The sequence below is a fragment of the Kitasatospora sp. NPDC001261 genome (assembly GCF_042896795.1).
Classification (GTDB): domain Bacteria; phylum Actinomycetota; class Actinomycetes; order Streptomycetales; family Streptomycetaceae; genus Kitasatospora.
This window is the reverse complement of record NZ_JBIAXP010000021.1, coordinates 125,255-140,531: the sequence shown is the minus strand read 5'-3', so window position 1 is coordinate 140,531 and position 15,277 is coordinate 125,255. Positions and strand designations below refer to the sequence as shown.

Sequence of the window (15,277 nt, the reverse complement as noted above, 5' to 3'; positions counted from 1 at the left end):
GTTTTTCGGGGGAGCGGTGTCCAACAAGATCGACGGTGACGACTACCTGAGTTTCGCTGACTTCTGTGCCGACCCGAGCAACCACGCGCTGCGGGCGGCGCCGGTCAGGACCACGGCCGTCTGCGCACCGGCTCCCGATGCTGTCGAAGCCGACGGGGCGCCGTCGGTGGTGGACAGCGAGACAGGTCGCGTGCGGGTGATGGGGTCGAAGTGCTGGACGTGTGTCGGGCGGCCGGCCACCAGGTTGAGCGCTGAGCGACGCCGTGAACTTCTGGGCCGGCAGGAAGACGGGAGCTACGACGAGGGTTGGACCGTCTGCCACTCCACCTTGGACGAGGCGGAGTACGGGCTGCCCGCCTCGGTCTGCGCTTGGGTCGCTGAGCACCGCCCGTCCGCGGAGCGTTCCGTGATCATGCGGCTAGGAGCTTCCACCGGCTTCGAGTTCGTGGACCCGGCTGCTACTTTTCCACCTGGCGTACAGCGCCCGGCCGGCGAGGCGCGGGACGGGATCAGCCGTCTGGGTTGAGGAGGTCGGGGTGCCGACTCCGAGTGCTGCCCGAGACCGGCCGCGGCTCGTGGCGGCACTCCCCGGGGTGGCGACGGGGGTCGAGGCAGGTGTCGCGCATGTAGCCGCCCACGTCCCACTGCTCCATTACGTACTGGCGTTGGGCACCGGGGTCAGCAAGATGCTGCTCGCTGTCGAGCTGCGCTTCGGCGGGGCGGCAGTCGTTCAGCCTCTCGACGCCGGCCTGGATGAGGTCGGCGAGCGGGCCGGGAGAAGTGACGCCCTCGCCGGCTGCGGAGTGCTCGCGCTGATGGGCGGCGGCTGCAGCGGCGATGCCCAGCACGGCCAGCCCGCCCCCGATCACGAGGGCCTTGCCGCGCGGGCCGAGGCCGTTCCACCAGCAGCGCGCACGCGTACGCATCGTCGCCTTGGCGGCGGCTTCCGGCTCAGAGATGGAGGGCTCGGCTACGGGGTCGGCCGTTCTCCCCAGCTCCGGCTCGGCCTCCGCCTCAACCCCCGGCGGCTCCTGATGGTTCGTCATATCCCGTCGATGCTACACCGGCTGGAGTGATCGTCTTCTACGTCTGGTCGGTGCGCTCTGGGACTTTGCGGCCGTCGGGCAGAGGCAGGACGAGCTGGAGTTCGGCCAGGCCGATCGGTTCCTGACGACCGGGACCGGTCGAGGTGAGGCGGTCGTGGTGGTCCAGGCGGGGACCGCGGATGATGGCGTGCTGGTGGGTGCGGCCCGGGGTGCGGTACTCGACATGGACAACAGCGCCGGCCCCGGCGCGCAGAGCTGCGGTGAGGAGGTCGCGGTCATCGGCGCCAAGAGCCGGGGCGCGGTCGTGGATGAACCGGGCGAGGTCGTCGGCCGGTTCGCTCCGGTCCTCCACCGCCGGTCCGGCTGGCCACAGGCCGAGGTCGGCGGGGGCCGACCGGGGGCGCGGTTGCCGGGGCAGGTGACCCTGCGGCAGCTCGTACGGGGCGCCGGCCGGATCCGGCTTCTCCGTCTTTCCGGGCTTCCGGGCGGTCGAGGGACGGGGCTGGCCGTCGGGGGCGTAACCGGCGGAGCGCAGGGCGGCCAGGACGGAGCCCTCCTTCACGGGGGACAGGAGCGTGGTCGGGCCGACCTGGCGCAGCTGCAGCCGGGTGAGGTCGCGGTGGTGGGCGAGTTCGGCGGCGAGGGCGGGGGTGCGGACGTCCAGGACGGTAGCGGCCTGGGTGACCGTGATGTGTCCGTGCCGGGCCGCGGTGTCGGTGATCAGAACGGTGAGGACTTGGGGCAGGGGGGTGGTGGAGCGGGCGGCAAGCGTGTGCAGCAGGTCGGCGGGGTCGGTCCCGGGGTTGGCGTCGAAGTAGCGGCGGACGCCGGCGGGGGTGAAGCGCCACCGTGAGGTGTGGGTGTCGCGGAACTCCAGGTCGCAGAGGCCGGCGAGCAGCTCGGCGAGGGCGGGGGAGGGGGTGCCGGGGACCAGGACGGTGTGGTCGGCCAGGATCGCGGCCTGCTCCAGCAGCGGCAGTACCTCGTCGCCGGCCCGGCGCAGGGCGGTGATGTCGGCCGGGTCGCGCAGGAACGCCCGGCCCAGGGCGGTGAGGGCGCCGTCGTCGGCCAGGGCGAGGAGCTCCGCCTCGCGCAGCACCAGGGCGGCCACGTCGGCGGAGGCCGGTTGGGGCCGGGCAAGCGTAGGCGGCGCGCTGAGGCGCTGGCTTGGTGGGCCGGGGGTGTGGGGCTGGACGAGCTGTGGCGAGCGGTAGTGGACGGCCGCTGCCAGGGCTGGGGCGTCGACGGCGGCGCGGCCGGCAGGCAGGCTGGCGAGGACGCGCAGGACGGTGCGGCGCAGCGCCCCGGCGTTGTAGCGCGGGAACGGGACCAGTCCGGACGAGTACGGGAGGAACTGGCTCAGCAGCCGCGGGTCATCCCCGATGATCGGCGGCAGGCCGGGCATGATCCGGACCAGGCTGTAGGCGAGGGCCAGGTGGGCGAGGCGATCGGCCGGGGGCGTGCGGCTCCACCCGGGGGCGCGCTCCGTCCGGCTCCAGCGGCCGCCCTGTTCGGCGATCAGGTCGAGGTTGGCGGCGAGGTGCAGCCAGAGCCGGGCGTCCGCCTCGGTGCCGTCGAGGAGGCGGGCCAGGCGGCGGATCTCGCGCACGCCGATGCCGCCGGTCCTGAGCGCCGGCCACGGCTCGTCGAACGCGGCCAGCACGGTGTCCATGCCGTTCAGCGCGGCCGCGGCTGCGCCGGGACCAAGGCCGGCTGCGGGGCGGGTCTCGGGGACGGGAGTGGCCGGTGCGAGCGGCGCGGTGGCGGGCATCGCCGGTCGGCCGTGCGCGGGGCGACCGAGCGCGAGGGGGAACAGGACCGGGGCATCGGGGTGGAGGATCAGCCGGGCGCCGTCGGGCCAGGCCAGGGAGAGCACCGTGAGCGACTGCAGCACCTCGGTGAAGCGGTCTTCGGTGACGGCGGAGCCCACGCCCAGCAGGGCGGCGAGGTAGGCGCGGTCGCAGCCGAACGCCGCTCCCGGGCGGCGGGTGTGGTCGGCTGCGGCGACGGCGGCCTCCAGGAACTGCTGCTGTCCCAGGTCGAGGGCAAAGCGCGAGAGCGGGGCGGTGCCCAGCAGTCGGGCCGCGAGTTGGTGCAGCGTGCGGGGGCGGGGCGGCTGCACGGCGGTGGGCCGGGCGGCGAGGAGGACGGTCTTGTGCCGGTCGTCGATCTCCGCCAAATGCTTTACCAGGGAGCGGATCTGATCCTTCACCAGCACATCGTCGCATCGGGGCGCCGGTGCCCGAGGCGAGTTGGCGCAGGTTCCACCCGGGCTGCTAAGGGGTTCTGGGGGGAGCGCCGGATCCCAGGTCCCGCCGGGACCTCGGGCGGGTGGCCGGCGGTACCGGACGGAGGCCGAGGTCGCGCTGCGACCGCTCGGCGCGAACTGTCAGCCGTAGGATGACAGTGAGGAGCGGGTGCCGCCGCTGCTGGAAGGAACGGACCGATGACGATCACCGAGACGTACTTCGGATACCAGCAGCCCCTGCACGCCCAGGGTTGCAGGGCCACCGGCTGGGAGGTCCGCTACCGGGAGGCCTACGACACCCCCCGGGGCGGCGGCGAGCACGAGTGCCGCAATCCGAAGTGCGAGGACCACCGTTCCGAGTACACCGAGCTGCGCGTGCAGATCCTGTGCCGCTCGTGCGACCGGATCCTCGACCTCACCGGCGAGGCGCTGGAGTTCCGGCACACCCCGCTCGCCGCGGTCGGCTACGGGACACCGCCGGTGAAGGCCGGGCCGGTGTGGCTGTACGCCGGGCAGCAGATTCTGATCGGCGAGCCGGAGGTGTTCGGGTACCTGGTCGCCGGCCGCCGCACCGCCGACCTGGTCCAGGCCGACGTACTCGGCCAGGTCAGCTGCTACACAACTCCGCGCGGAGCCTTGCGCTGGAAGGCGGAGGCGCAGCCGAGCTGGCACCGCGACGGCGTCATGGTCGTCTTCGGCGCCACGGAGGACGGCTTCGCAACGCCCACCGCGGCGGCGAAGTGGATCGCCACCCAAGGCAGGCTCGACCGGTGAGCCGCAGCACCGAGATCCGTTCCTTCGTCTATCGGCTGTCCAAGATCCACGGCTGTCCCATGGAGACGGACTACTACGACCACAGGAAGAAGTGGGAGATCCGCTGGCACGACGGCCCGACGAGCAGTCTCGTACTCGCCGCCGTCGCCCGGCAGCTGCCGGACCACCGGGAGATCATCTACGCTTCCCGCGACTTCTCCGAGGAAGCGATCGTCCTCTCCGCGATCAGGCTCTTCGCCTCGGGCGAGGCCAGTCAGTGGCGGGACCTTCGCTACGCCGCGATCCGCGCGCTCGAGGACATCGGCTTCCCGCTGCGCACGGCGACCGACCGGGAGAGCGCCATGGTGGAGCGGGCCCTGGAGGAGTCCGCCCGGGACACCCGCTGGGGCCGCGACCGGGACGCCGACTACGCGCTGAAGCTGCTGACGGATCGCCGGGGGATCGGCTGGCTCCTCGCCCCACCCGCCGCCGGCGACCGTCATCCAGAAGCTGACACCCCCCTGGCCGCGGTCCCACGACTGACACCGATCGAGCTGCTGACCAGCCACTACGCCCACGGTGACCACGCGGCAGCGTGGCGCGAGCGCGCCGCACCCATGCCGGCCGCCGAGGCCTTCGCCGCCGCGCTCGCCGATCCCGAGCCCGGCCAGGACTGCGCGCTCGCCGCCCTCGCCCTGGTGGAGCACCTGCGCGCCACGCTGGACAGCCAAGAGGTCGCCATCATCGACCGGGCCCGCGCCGCCGGCGCGTCCTGGACGGACGTCGGCCAAGTCCTCCGCATCGCCAGGCAGTCGGCGCACAAGCACTACAAGACCTTGGCGGCCCGGCCGGCTCCACCGTCAGCCAACAGCTGACACCGCGTCCCGGGCAGCTGAACGGCACCGGGGAGCTCTGGCCAAGCCGTGTCGGGCCGAGCATCCGGATCAGGATTCGGCGAACACCGCGGCGGCGGGCGCAGTAGATTCGCGGTGCGCGGCGGGCACGTCCGCCGCTCGCCGCTAGGGCCCGCCCACGCCGGACCCAGCACGCCGGCCAAGCCGTCCTCCGACGCATCGTGCAGTCGGGCTTCGTCGTGTCCACTTCCGGGCGCGTACGCGTGGGGTGCGCTGCCGTGTGGAGTGTGCTCGATGACGGACCGTAGGCCCTCGCGCAAGCGTTCGCGGGAGATCCGCGCCGCGGGCGGCAAATACACCAAGGCCATGAGGGCGAACGACGCCCGGCCGGACCACGGAGATGTCCCCGACCCCGACAGCACGCCGCTCGGGCCGGTCGGCCGATGGCGCGGCGCCGGCGGCCCCGAGCAGTGGCAGCGGGCCTGGAGCCGGGCGATCGGCGAACTCGCGCCGGTGCGGGCGGCCCAGCCGGCGGATCCGTACGACCCGTACCAGGCTCGGTGGACTGAAGGAGCAGCCGGCCTGGCTCTGGTCTACTACCTCCTCGCCACCACCCGCGGCGAGTCCGTCGAAGCCGTCTCCACCGACGAGGTCCGCTCGATCGCGGAACTCCCGGACGACACCCGCAGCGCTTGGCCGGCCGTAGCCCGCATCGACGAGCTCTTCGCCCGGGCCGGCCACCTTCTCGACGCACCGGAAGACCCGGTCGCCGCCTGCTGGAGCGAGCTCCGCGCGGACTGCTCACCGACCGGCGAATGGGCGCAGAACGACTGGGTGCAGAGCGACTGGACCTTCCGCTGGGGAGCCGACCGGGTGGTCTCCCTGAGCGTCGTGCTTCACCGGCTCGCCGTTGCGGGGAGCACGCCGTGACCTTCCGCATCGTCACCTTCAACACGCTCTTCGGCGGCCACGGCGACTCCGGCCTCGGTGCTGCCGAACGCTGGGACGGCCAGATGGCGTTCCTCAAGAGCTTGCAGCCCGACATCCTGGCCCTTCAGGAGTGCAACTTCTGGGACCTGTTCGGGCGCCGGCGGCTGCACCGGGCAGTGGCCGAGCTCGGGATGGCCGCAGGCTTCCTGGCCGAGGCCAACCTGACCACGGGCGGGCACCGCTTCCACACCGCGGTCGTGGTCAGCGATCGCGTCACCGTCCTCGCCGAGGACAGCGACCGCACCCGCTACCACCACGTGATGGGCTGGATGAACATCGCGCTGCCCGAGCTGCCGGGGATCCAGGTGGAGCTGCGCCACCTGCACCTGGATCCCTTCGACCCGCGCAACAGGGCCCGCGAGATCGCTCCGCTGGAGGTCCTCGCCGCACCCGGCCGACTGGCCGCAGTCCTTGGGGACCTGAACACGATCGGCGGCAACTTCCCGGAGCCGGCCTGGCCGCAGATGGCAGCGCACCTGCTCAACGGGCACCTACGGCTGCCGGGCGAAGAGGACGTGAGCGACCGGGACGCGGTCGAGCTGCTGGCCCGGGCGGGCTTCGTCGACGCGGCCCTGGCCGCCGGGAAGGCCGAGGTCGCAACGGCGGCGTTCGACCCTGGCGATCTGCCGCGCCGCCAAGACATGATCTTGACCAGTCCGGCGCTCGCACCGGCGGTGACGAACTACCAGGTCCATCTACTGCCGGTCGAGGAGAAGCTGTCCGACCACGGCGCGGTCAGCGTCGACCTCGACCTCGCGGTGCTGGCCTAGCCCCCCGTCGGGCCGGCCCGGCGGAGGGACAGCCGGCACCGTTCCCGCGCAAGGGCTCGTCGGCCCGGGATGACATGAAGGTGTTGCTCCGGCTGCCCGTCGGCCGGTCCGGCCCGGGGCGCTCTGGTGGCACGGCCAGGCACCGCTTCCGCGTGAGGGCTCAGGGGCCCGAGGTCAGCGCAGGTGTCAGCTCTGGCCGGCCTCCGGACCGTCCCGGGCCTCGCCGGAGCCGAACATCGCCTCCTCCGAGTACAGCTCCCCGTGGAGCAGGCAGTGGTGCAGGCCGCTCAGCAGCCGGCCTCCCACCCGGCGAAGCGCCGAGGCGTAGCCGTCGCCCTTCTCCCGGCGGTCGTCGTACAGGCGGCGGGCGCCGGGGGAGCGGGTCAAGGTGCCGAAGGCCCACTGGTGGACGGTGGCCTTGAGTCGGCGATTGGCGACCTTGCGGTGGGTCACCGCCCGGCTGCCGCCGGAGGCCCAGGTCAGCGGGGCGGTGCCGGCGTACGAGCAGAGTCCGCGGGCGGTGGCGAACCGCTCCAGGTCGTCGCCGATCTCGCCGAACAGCCGGGCGCCGATCAACGGTCCGCAGCCGGGGAAGCTGCGGTAGATCGCGGCATGCGGGTGACGGGAGAACAGGTCGTCGGTCCGGTCGGCCAGCAGCTGGGCGTGGGTGCAGGCCTGGCTGAGGTCGGCGAGCAGGACGGCGGCCCGCGCTCCCATCGCCTCTTCCGTCGCGGGCCGCTGCCGCAGGCGGGGCTGGGCGAAGAGCTCCCGCAGCCGGGCGGCCTCGTTGTCGACGAGGCGGGTGCGGCCCGCGCCAGCCAGCGCCTCGGCGAGCTTGCGCTTGCTCAGTGCCGCGGCCGCCAGCGGGGTGGGGGCCTGCGCCAGGACGGCCCGGGCCTCGGGCCGCCGCAGCCCGTACTGCATCGTCGCCCACGCCTCGGTGGCCGCCGGGTAGTACAGCACGAGGTGACTGCGCAGGCTGAGCATGAGCTCGCGGGACCGGTCCGCGGCGTCCTGCTGGGCCCGCGCCATCATGGCGATGGCGGTGGCCTGGTCGGAGGTCTCGGGCACCGTCCGGTGCCGGTCCGGGTTCATGCGGACGATGTTGGCCAGCAGGGCGGCGTCGGTGCGGTCCGACTTGGAGGATGCCGTGGCCAGACGCCCGCGATGGCGGGCGACGACGGCGGGCGGGACCACCACCACGGGCTGGCGTAAGCGCTGCAGCTCGGCCGCGAAGAGCCGGCGGCCGTCCTCGATCGCCACCGGCACCTGGCGCCGGGAGAAGCGGTGCGAGCGGAGGTTGAGCTCGCGCAGCGCGCCGACGAACTGCGCCACCCCGGCCGGTCTCTCCTCCACGCGCAGGTGGGTGACCACCCTGCCGCCCTCATCGACGATGGCGCAGTCCTGCAGCTTCTCCGACCAGTCCACCCCGGCCCACCAACGCGTCACGCCAGTGCCGCCTCGGCCGGTCGCCGCCCGCGGTGGCCTGATCCCTGCACCTCAGCTGCCCTTCTTCTTGCCTGTTCGACCGATAGTCAGCAGCGGCTCGGCCGCGGGTCTGCACCTGGCGCCGGAGCTGGCCGACGCAGGCAGTCCGTCCGGACCCGCTGCGCCGCGACGTGGGCCGTCGGGGATTCGAGGTTCGCCCCGAACCACACCGACTTCGGCCCGGCGACCTCCACCCAGAACCCTGCCAACGCCCCTCCTACCGTGGTTCGACCGCGTCGCACCACGGTAGGACGTGCCACCGACAACACGTCCAACTCCCGTCGCACCGGCACCGATCCAGCAGCCCCGGCACGGTCCACCCTGGCGGCTGATGTTCTCGGTGAGCCAGCCTCACCACGCGCGGGGGAAAGGACGCTCCGGGGCCGGCCCCGCGGCGACGTACCGCTGGCCGCGTGCAGCCTCACGGTCGCTGCGGTGCTGTCACGGATTGACGAATGTCGTCAGCCCGCACCGTCTTGAGAGGGCCTCCGGCTGCTACCTAGGCTCGCGGCCATGGACCTGATGATCGGGCGGGTGCGGTTCGGACGGCAGCTGCGGCGGCTGCGGCTGGACGGCGGCTGGACGGTGCGGGCACTGGCCCGCCCCGGGATGAGTCCGGGCCATCTGGCACATCTGGAGAACGGCACCCGCAACCCCACCGAGGCAACGGTCCGCTACCTGGCGGGCCGGCTCGGCGTGACGATGGAGGAACTGCTGATGGAGACCGCCCCTTCCCTGCTCCATGCCTTCGGCGTGGTCGCGACCTCGGGCTACCTGCCCGTCCGAGACCGCATCGCCTACCTGCGCTCGGCTCTGGATGCCGACACCGACGCCGAGGGGGCGCTGCGCGGTCAGGCCCTGTGGCTGCTGACGGACTTGCTGGTGGAATCGGACGAGCACGAGGCGGACGACATCGCGGCGGCGGCGCTGCGCGAGCTGGAGGGGCTCGCCGACCGCTTGGGCGAGGTGGAACTGTCCGTCAGGTCCCGGGCTCGGCTGGCCGGGCTGCTGCGGGCCAAGGCCGACCCGGTCTCCATGGCCGAGGCGCGGCGGCTCGCTGCGGCCGCGCTGGAGATCGCCGGCAGGTTCCCGGTGCCGCCCGTGGTGGAGGCCGAGGTGCTGATGGCGGTGCTGTCGACCGGTGCCGAGAGCGACCCCATGTCCGTCGGCGCCGTGCACCTGGCCCGGCTGGAGGAGTTGGCGGAGCAGCTGCCTCCGCAGCTGTGCGCGCAGGCCCTGTGGACGGTGGCGATGGTGCACATGTTCCAGGGCTCCAACACCGCGGCCGTCCAGGTGCTGGAGCAGGCCCTGGCATCGCTCCACAGCCGCGACAACCTGCCGCTGTGGGTCAGGCTGCGGTTGGCCGCCGGCCGCCTGCACCTGGGTCTGGAGCCGGCGGACACCAACGTCGTCCAAGCGTTCCTCGACGAGGCTGCTCCTGCGGTCACCCTGCTCGAAGACCCCAAGAGGATGGCGGAGCTGCGGCAGCTCCAGGCGTCCCGAGCTGTCCGGGACGGGGACCTGGAGACCGCCCGCGTACTGGTGGCCGACCTCGGCGAAGACGCCGGACTGCTGGAACCGCGCGACCTGGCCCGCCTGCGCGAGGAGGTCTTGGCCGCGCTGTAGCCACCCGCCCGGCCAGGGCCGGCCCGGTCTCGACCGGGCCGGTGTTCGGCACCGCGGCCGTCGGGGCCGGGGCGCGGGCGCAGCGGCAGGGAGTTCGGGGTCAGGCCAGGCCCAGGCGGAGGGCGTCGGCGATGTGGACCAGCTGGTCATCGAGCCGCCCGTACAGCATCACCTGGTCCGGCGGCGTGTCTCCCCAGTCGCTGCCGGCGATCTCGGCCACCAGGTCGCGGCGGAAGCCCGCGCAGGCGTCGCAGCCGGGCACGTGGTGGATCAGGTATCGGGCCGAAGCGAGCTGCCGCCCCGCTGCTCCGGCCAGCCACAGGCCCGTCTCGCCGGTGACGTGACGGCCCCGTTCGCCGGTGACTTCGAGCAACGGAGACGCGACCCCGGAGAACGCGCTCACCTCGGCGGGGGAGCCGAGCACGTACACCGTCTCACCGCCGACGAAGTGGTCCGGGCTGATCACCCGGGCGGAGACGAGGTCGCGGTCGCTGGTCATGGCCCCACCGTACGCACCGGACGCGGGAGGCGCGCTCCCGGACCGCGGCCCCGCCCCGGACGGCAATCACTGCCACCTCGGTGTCACCCTTTCCGGTACTACCTCGGCCTGCCCGCCCTCGGGCACCGCAGCCCACCCCTACGGTGCTGTCCTGCCCGACCACCGCTCGGGCAGGACAGCACCTGCGGCTCGCTGCGCCGCGCTCTGCAGAGGGTGGTCCATGCAGGCAGACGAGTCCCCGCTCATCCGCACCCGTCCCGGCAAGGACGCGCTGGTCGCTCTGCTCAACTCCAAGGGGCTACTGCCCCGCCAGGAGCCAGGCCGCGATGAAGCCGGCGCCGTGGTGCACCGCCGCTCGGGCTTCATCCTCGAGAAGACCGAGGAGCCGCCCGGCTGGAGGGTCAGCTACGTCCACGACGAGGGGGACGAGCTCAGCGAGGGCCGTTTCCACGACCAGATCCGCCAGCTGGTGCGCGACGGTGGGCTGGAGGCCGAGCCGATCGACGCGCCGGCGTGCCGCAACGTCGCTGTCCGGGTGAGCGCGGTCCGGCCCGTGGCGGCTGAGGACCGGCAGCTGCTCGTCGCCGTTGACCAGGAGCGCATCACCAGGAAGCGCGGGCGGTGGGTCGACTCCGGCCCGCTGGGGGGTTCGCCGCTCGACACCGGCCCGCTCTCGGGTCTGGTCGCCAACGGGCTGGTGGAGTGCGGCGGGGACGGGAGTACGGCGGTGCTGACCTCCGCCGGCCGCGCCCTGCTGCACCGCCAGGCCCACACCAGCGACGCGGTGCCGGCCGTGGACTTGTCGGAGTTCCTCTGATCCGGTTCGTCGTGCCGGCGTCCGCGGGGAGGGCCTGCGGGCGTGATCGGGCGGATTCGCGCCAGGCCGTGCGATGGTCCGCCGGCACCGCGTTGGGAAGGTGCGCGATGGCGCCCCGGTGGCCCATGGGACAGGGGTGCTGACGGCTACGCGGTCCTCTCCCGGAAGCGGCGGTGGACCTGCTCGACAGCCTCCCGCATCAGCTTCTGCCGGTGGGCCTCGACCGCGTCGCGGTGCTGCTCGGGCACGGGCCGGTTGTCCTTCACCGAGATCGCCGTCGCACCGGCCAGCTCGTACGGGAACGTGGTGACCGTCCAGCCGAGGGAGTGTGCGGCCTTGCGCACGGCGGCGCGGATCGCATCGGTTCCCGGGTCCTCGACCTGCTGGTCGGTCAGGGTCAGCGACCCGGAGGCGCCGTAGCCGCCGGCCCCGGACGGGCAGAGGCCGCTCAGCACGGGCACCAAGGCGGCGGGCAGTTCATTGAGGGGGACGTCCGGCACGATGGGCGGGGCGGTCGGCATGGCGGAGAGTCTATGGTCGATCGGCCGACGGCATGGTGGGAACGGCGCTCGCGCACCACCGCGCACGCTCCGAGGAGCAGATCGCCCGGTACCGTCGGTAGCCATGTTCTCGTCGTTCGATCCGCAGCGCGTCTCGGTGCCTGCCGGGCCGCTTCCGCGCATCGACGTTGATGCCCTTCGCTCGGTCGGTGTCGAGCTGCCCGTCCTGCTGGGGACCACGGCCAAGCTGTCCGGCGGCAAGGGGGCCTCTGGCGTCTTCCACCGCCCGCGGAGCTCTCCGGGCCCGTGCCGGCACGCTTCCCGGGCCGCCGGCCTGTCCCGGGACGTGGTGATCGCCGAGGTATACGACCGGATCTGCCCGGCATGCCGCCTTCTGCCCCTGTCTCCCGTCGTCCGCACCCTGTGGCAGGCCGCGGCCCAGGTGAGCACCCTGCTGGCCGCGCTGGCGGATGCCGAGCACCTCGCGCACGCCAAGGCCGCGATGCCCTACCTGTCCTTCGCCCGCCTGCGGGCCCTGACAGGTGACCGCGACGACCAGCTGGTGCACGCCTGGTCGGCGATCGCGGCCAGCCACCCGCACTACCGGGCGGATGCGAAAGCCGCCACTGCGGCCTGGGCCCGCGCCCGCGCTCGGCACCGTGAGCTCCTGGAGTGGTTGGCCGACACCTGCCCGCCGCTCGCCTCGGCGGGCGCCGCGCTCGATGCGGCAGGGAGCCTCGGAGCCGCGACGGACGTGTCGGCCGGCGGTGAGCGGACGGTTTCGAGCGTCTCGCGTCGGCTGGCCAGAGCGGCCGGGCTGGCCGTGGAGCCCTGGGCAGTGGCCGCCTCGGCCTGGGCGGCGGCCCGCGACCGGGACGGCGATCCGCAAGAGGCCCGGGCCTCCGCGTTGGCCGCGGTCGCCGAGCAGTTGGACGGCGCACGGGTGGTCGACGTGCGGGCCCTGCCCGCCCCGCAGCTGGAGGGCGCACGGTTCAGCTCGCCCGCGGACTGGGCTGACGCCGAGCTCGGGCGCTGGTGGCGCCAGGCCGTCGAGGGCTGGTGCCAGCAGTTGGAGGAAGCTCTGCGGGATGCCGGCGGCGGGGCCGAGGAGGAGGTCCTGGTCAGCGTCCTCACCTGGCCGCTGACCCTGGACCACGACGCTGACCTGGCACATCTGTCCCTTGTCGAGCCGCTGGCGGTCGTCCCCTACGGCGCTCGCGCCGGCGGCCGCGCCAACTTCGCCGCCGTTCTCGCCCTGCCCGCCGATGTCGCCGGTCGGGCGGTCCGCCTCGGGGCGGGTCGCGTCGTCCCCGATCTCGGCGTCGGCGGTGGCGACCTCGTCTCGCGGGCCGTGGAGCTGGCCCGGGAGCTCTTCCCGTATCGGCCCGCCGACGCCGACTCCGACACGGCGACCGCCCCCTCCGCCGCGGTCGAGGAAGCCCGTGCCCACCACGGTGACCGGCCGCTGTGGGCTCCGAACGGCCGCGGGTGCAGGACCGACGGCCTGGTGGAGGCCGTTGCCGGGCTGGACCGAGATCAGGTACTCGCGCTGACCTTGGAGTGCGGGGCCCGCGACGAGGCGTTCCTGGCCACGGTGACCGGCACCGTCGCGGCCGTCGATCCGGTCGACGACCTGGTGCTGTTCACCCCCTGGGGCGGCCACGACGCTCTGCCCGTTCCGGCCCACCGCCTCGTCGCGCTGGCGCCGTTCGTCGCGCCCCGCGGCGCCTCCGTGCCTGTCTGGCTCCCCGTCAGCCGCCCGGCTGCCGACGGCGACCGATACGGGCAGCCCGGTGGGGCGCCCTCCCGGATTCACCCGATCGAGTGACCTGCTGATTCCACCGGCTACTGCGAGGCGTAGTCTCTACGTCCCGGTGCGTCATCACGCCGCACCCGGCACGGACGTGAAGATCCTCGGGGGAGGGGACCAACGTGGGGGAGAGCGACACGGACTGGGCCGCGAGAGGCTCCTGCCGTACCAGCGACCCGGACGAACTGTTCGTCGAGGGGGCGGGCCAGAACCGCGCCAAGGCGGTGTGCAGCGGCTGCCCGGTGCGCACGGAATGCCTGGCCTACGCGCTGGACGCCCAAATTGATCATGGAGTCTGGGGCGGGATGACCGACCGCGAACGGCGCGCGCTTCTCCGGCGCCGGCCGACCGTCGTCTCCTGGAGCAGGCTGCTGGAGCAGGCCCGGCGGGAGTACGAGCAGCAGGTCGGCGCCCAGGCGCAGTTGACCCGCGCGAGCTGATCCGCCCCGGCCCCGAGCCACGGGAGCAGCCGGTACGTTGACCCCCGTGACCGCCAACGATGACGTCGTCGAGACGATCCTGCTGGCCCACGCCGGCGTGCTCCCCGACACGGACGCCGAGGTGTTGGCCAACAGGATGGCCGACAGCGTGCTGCACCTGCCGGTGCCGGCTGCGGCGCTGATCGGCGGCCGCGCCGTCCCCCCGGACGTGCAGGAGTTCGCGCGCGGCCTCGGGGAGCGTCAGGGCTTGGCAGCCGCGGCCGAGGACTTCTTCCTGTTCGCCGTCCGACTGTGGCACCGCCGGCAGGCCGGCGACTTCTTCCCGAAGGATCCGGTCGACGTGGCCGTCGCGCTGCGCGAGCTGTGGGAGGAACGGGTGCGGGGAGCGGCGAGCGGCCTGACCACGATCGTGGTGACGCCGGCCTTCGATCCAGACCGGTGGCTGCGCCTGGCACAGGGCTCCCCGTGGATCGTCGGGACGCGCGGTGCCCCGCCGGGCCTGATCCCCCAGTAAGCGGGCCGGCGCCACCCGGAGCCGCACCGGTCGCCGGCCCCCCGGAGGCGCCGCGGTCACTCCTCCTCGTCCTCGTCGGCATCTGCGCCTTCGTCGACGGCGGCCATCGCACTCTCCATGAAGGCGGCCGCCTCGGGCGTGAGTCCGCAGGTGTTCTGCAACCAGTCGAGCGGGTCGATGCCGTACTCGGTCAGGGTCCGCCGGAGTCCGCAGAGGTTCTCCGCGACGTCCTGGATGCCGCCCATCGCGTAGCGCACGAGCTTGCGCGGGTTGTCGAAGTCGATGGCGCTCTGGTTGTCCCGGGGGATCACCACCTGGCTCAGGTGCACCAGGCCGTCGCGCAGCAGGTCGCGCGTCTGGCGGTCGATGCGGTCCAGCGTCTCGTTCGCCGCGCGGCGGTCGGTGCGCCCGGGCGGATCGTCGGAGTCCGCCACCGGTGCCGGCCGGGGGGCGCGGTAGCGGCCGAGCGCGAACTCGTGCTCGACGGCCCGTAGGCCCTCGCCGCAGAGCCAGTCCCTGGTGACGGGCTGAACGACGGCCTCGCGGGCGAGTCCCTCCGTGAGGGCCGCGGTGATCTGCCGCAGGTCGCGCTCCGGTGCCGCTTCGCCGGTGGACGGCACCGTGTAGGGCTCGGGCTGGCGGCAGAGCACGACCACCAGGCGGCCCACGAACTCGGCCACCGAGACGGGGACGTCCCGGTGGCGGGAGAGGCCGTCGACCAGGCGGGCCGAGGTGTCCCGCTTCCCCTTCTCCAGGTCCGCCCGGTGCACGGCGAGGAGTTCGGGCAGGGCCGGACGCAGGGCGTGGAGCCAGGCGCGGAGCGGCGCCGTGGAGGCCTGGTCGGCGCTGGCCGTGGGGTCTTGGGTGAAGACGGCGCTCAGTTCGAGGTGTCCTTGTCCGAGGGGCCGTGCCGCCGTGGAGC

At 73.5% G+C, this 15,277-nt stretch carries 16 protein-coding genes; 10 read left to right on the top strand and 6 right to left on the bottom strand.

Annotation, left to right across the window (positions count from 1 at the left end; genetic code table 11):
- The first annotated feature begins 16 nt into the window (after positions 1-16).
- Positions 17-526 carry a hypothetical protein gene (locus ACFY4B_RS27140; protein ID WP_387972065.1) on the top strand — a complete coding sequence of 170 codons (510 nt, stop codon included), beginning with the start codon at positions 17-19 and terminating at the stop codon, positions 524-526.
- Here the strand turns inward: ACFY4B_RS27140 and ACFY4B_RS27135 are convergent.
- A complete protein-coding gene (locus ACFY4B_RS27135) occupies positions 510-1,046 on the bottom strand; it encodes a hypothetical protein (protein WP_387972062.1) in 537 nt (178 codons plus the stop codon). The two genes, ACFY4B_RS27140 and ACFY4B_RS27135, sit on opposite strands and share 17 nt — an antisense overlap.
- Before the next feature lie 37 nt (positions 1,047-1,083).
- On the bottom strand, positions 1,084-3,225 hold the full coding sequence (locus ACFY4B_RS27130; RefSeq protein ID WP_387972059.1) for a helicase-associated domain-containing protein: 2,142 nt from the start codon (positions 3,223-3,225) through the stop codon (positions 1,084-1,086).
- 267 nt (positions 3,226-3,492) lie between these two features.
- On the opposite strand from ACFY4B_RS27130, the gene ACFY4B_RS27125 reads away from it, so the two are divergent.
- From ACFY4B_RS27125 to ACFY4B_RS27110, 4 genes are all read left to right on the top strand, one after another.
- The gene (locus ACFY4B_RS27125) at positions 3,493-4,068 is read left to right on the top strand and encodes a hypothetical protein (RefSeq protein WP_387972056.1); all 576 of its coding nucleotides are present in this window, start codon (positions 3,493-3,495) and stop codon (positions 4,066-4,068) included.
- On the top strand, positions 4,065-4,922 hold the full coding sequence (locus tag ACFY4B_RS27120) for a hypothetical protein (RefSeq protein ID WP_387972053.1): 858 nt from the start codon (positions 4,065-4,067) through the stop codon (positions 4,920-4,922). Before ACFY4B_RS27125 ends, ACFY4B_RS27120 begins: the two co-directional genes overlap by 4 nt.
- 273 nt (positions 4,923-5,195) lie before the next feature.
- Positions 5,196-5,831, top strand: a complete 636-nt coding sequence (locus ACFY4B_RS27115; RefSeq protein ID WP_387972050.1) for a hypothetical protein — start codon at positions 5,196-5,198, stop codon at positions 5,829-5,831.
- Entirely contained in the window at positions 5,828-6,661 is an 834-nt protein-coding gene (locus ACFY4B_RS27110) for an endonuclease/exonuclease/phosphatase family protein (protein ID WP_387972047.1), read from the top strand. Before ACFY4B_RS27115 ends, ACFY4B_RS27110 begins: the two co-directional genes overlap by 4 nt.
- A gap of 186 nt (positions 6,662-6,847) precedes the next feature.
- Here ACFY4B_RS27110 and ACFY4B_RS27105 read toward each other — a convergent pair whose 3' ends face one another.
- A complete protein-coding gene (locus ACFY4B_RS27105; RefSeq protein WP_387972044.1) occupies positions 6,848-8,110 on the bottom strand; it encodes a transposase in 1,263 nt (420 codons plus the stop codon).
- Between the two features lie 552 nt (positions 8,111-8,662).
- On the opposite strand from ACFY4B_RS27105, the gene ACFY4B_RS27100 reads away from it, so the two are divergent.
- Complete coding sequence (locus ACFY4B_RS27100) at positions 8,663-9,775, top strand: helix-turn-helix domain-containing protein (protein WP_387972041.1); 1,113 nt, start codon at positions 8,663-8,665, stop codon at positions 9,773-9,775.
- A gap of 100 nt (positions 9,776-9,875) precedes the next feature.
- Here ACFY4B_RS27100 and ACFY4B_RS27095 read toward each other — a convergent pair whose 3' ends face one another.
- Positions 9,876-10,274 carry a hypothetical protein gene (locus ACFY4B_RS27095; RefSeq protein WP_387972038.1) on the bottom strand — a complete coding sequence of 133 codons (399 nt, stop codon included), beginning with the start codon at positions 10,272-10,274 and terminating at the stop codon, positions 9,876-9,878.
- Between the two features lie 220 nt (positions 10,275-10,494).
- Here ACFY4B_RS27095 and ACFY4B_RS27090 point away from each other — a divergent pair, with 220 nt between their 5' ends.
- Positions 10,495-11,091, top strand: a complete 597-nt coding sequence (locus ACFY4B_RS27090) for a hypothetical protein (protein ID WP_387972035.1) — start codon at positions 10,495-10,497, stop codon at positions 11,089-11,091.
- A 146-nt stretch (positions 11,092-11,237) separates the two neighbouring features.
- Here the strand turns inward: ACFY4B_RS27090 and ACFY4B_RS27085 are convergent, their stop codons facing one another.
- Positions 11,238-11,612: a hypothetical protein gene (locus ACFY4B_RS27085; protein WP_387972032.1), complete on the bottom strand. Its 375-nt coding sequence runs from the start codon at positions 11,610-11,612 to the stop codon at positions 11,238-11,240.
- Positions 11,613-11,715: 103 nt separating this feature from the next.
- On the opposite strand from ACFY4B_RS27085, the gene ACFY4B_RS27080 reads away from it, so the two are divergent.
- From ACFY4B_RS27080 to ACFY4B_RS27070, 3 genes are all read left to right on the top strand, one after another.
- Positions 11,716-13,419 (top strand): hypothetical protein, encoded by a 1,704-nt coding sequence (locus tag ACFY4B_RS27080; RefSeq protein WP_387972030.1) that lies wholly within the window; start codon positions 11,716-11,718, stop codon positions 13,417-13,419.
- A gap of 104 nt (positions 13,420-13,523) precedes the next feature.
- Positions 13,524-13,841, top strand: coding sequence for a WhiB family transcriptional regulator (locus ACFY4B_RS27075; protein WP_387972027.1), 318 nt, complete (start codon positions 13,524-13,526; stop codon positions 13,839-13,841).
- A 46-nt stretch (positions 13,842-13,887) separates the two neighbouring features.
- Positions 13,888-14,355 (top strand): hypothetical protein, encoded by a 468-nt coding sequence (locus ACFY4B_RS27070; RefSeq protein WP_387972025.1) that lies wholly within the window; start codon positions 13,888-13,890, stop codon positions 14,353-14,355.
- 56 nt (positions 14,356-14,411) lie between these two features.
- On the opposite strand, the gene ACFY4B_RS27065 is transcribed toward ACFY4B_RS27070, so the two are convergent.
- Positions 14,412-15,125 (bottom strand): hypothetical protein, encoded by a 714-nt coding sequence (locus ACFY4B_RS27065; RefSeq protein WP_387972022.1) that lies wholly within the window; start codon positions 15,123-15,125, stop codon positions 14,412-14,414.
- Positions 15,126-15,277 lie beyond the last annotated feature (152 nt).

Bases quoted from the DNA above. Each gene is read 5' to 3' on its own strand.
- ACFY4B_RS27095 (WP_387972038.1), bottom strand. From the start codon at position 10,274: ATGACCAGCGACCGCGACCTCGTCTCCGCCCGGGTGATCAGCCCGGAC.
- ACFY4B_RS27100 (WP_387972041.1), top strand. From the start codon at position 8,663: ATGGACCTGATGATCGGGCGGGTGCGGTTCGGACGGCAGCTGCGGCGG.
- ACFY4B_RS27125 (WP_387972056.1), top strand. From the start codon at position 3,493: ATGACGATCACCGAGACGTACTTCGGATACCAGCAGCCCCTGCACGCC.
- ACFY4B_RS27135 (WP_387972062.1), bottom strand. From the start codon at position 1,046: ATGACGAACCATCAGGAGCCGCCGGGGGTTGAGGCGGAGGCCGAGCCG.
- ACFY4B_RS27090 (WP_387972035.1), top strand. From the start codon at position 10,495: ATGCAGGCAGACGAGTCCCCGCTCATCCGCACCCGTCCCGGCAAGGAC.
- ACFY4B_RS27085 (WP_387972032.1), bottom strand. From the start codon at position 11,612: ATGCCGACCGCCCCGCCCATCGTGCCGGACGTCCCCCTCAATGAACTG.
- ACFY4B_RS27080 (WP_387972030.1), top strand. From the start codon at position 11,716: ATGTTCTCGTCGTTCGATCCGCAGCGCGTCTCGGTGCCTGCCGGGCCG.
- ACFY4B_RS27115 (WP_387972050.1), top strand. From the start codon at position 5,196: ATGACGGACCGTAGGCCCTCGCGCAAGCGTTCGCGGGAGATCCGCGCC.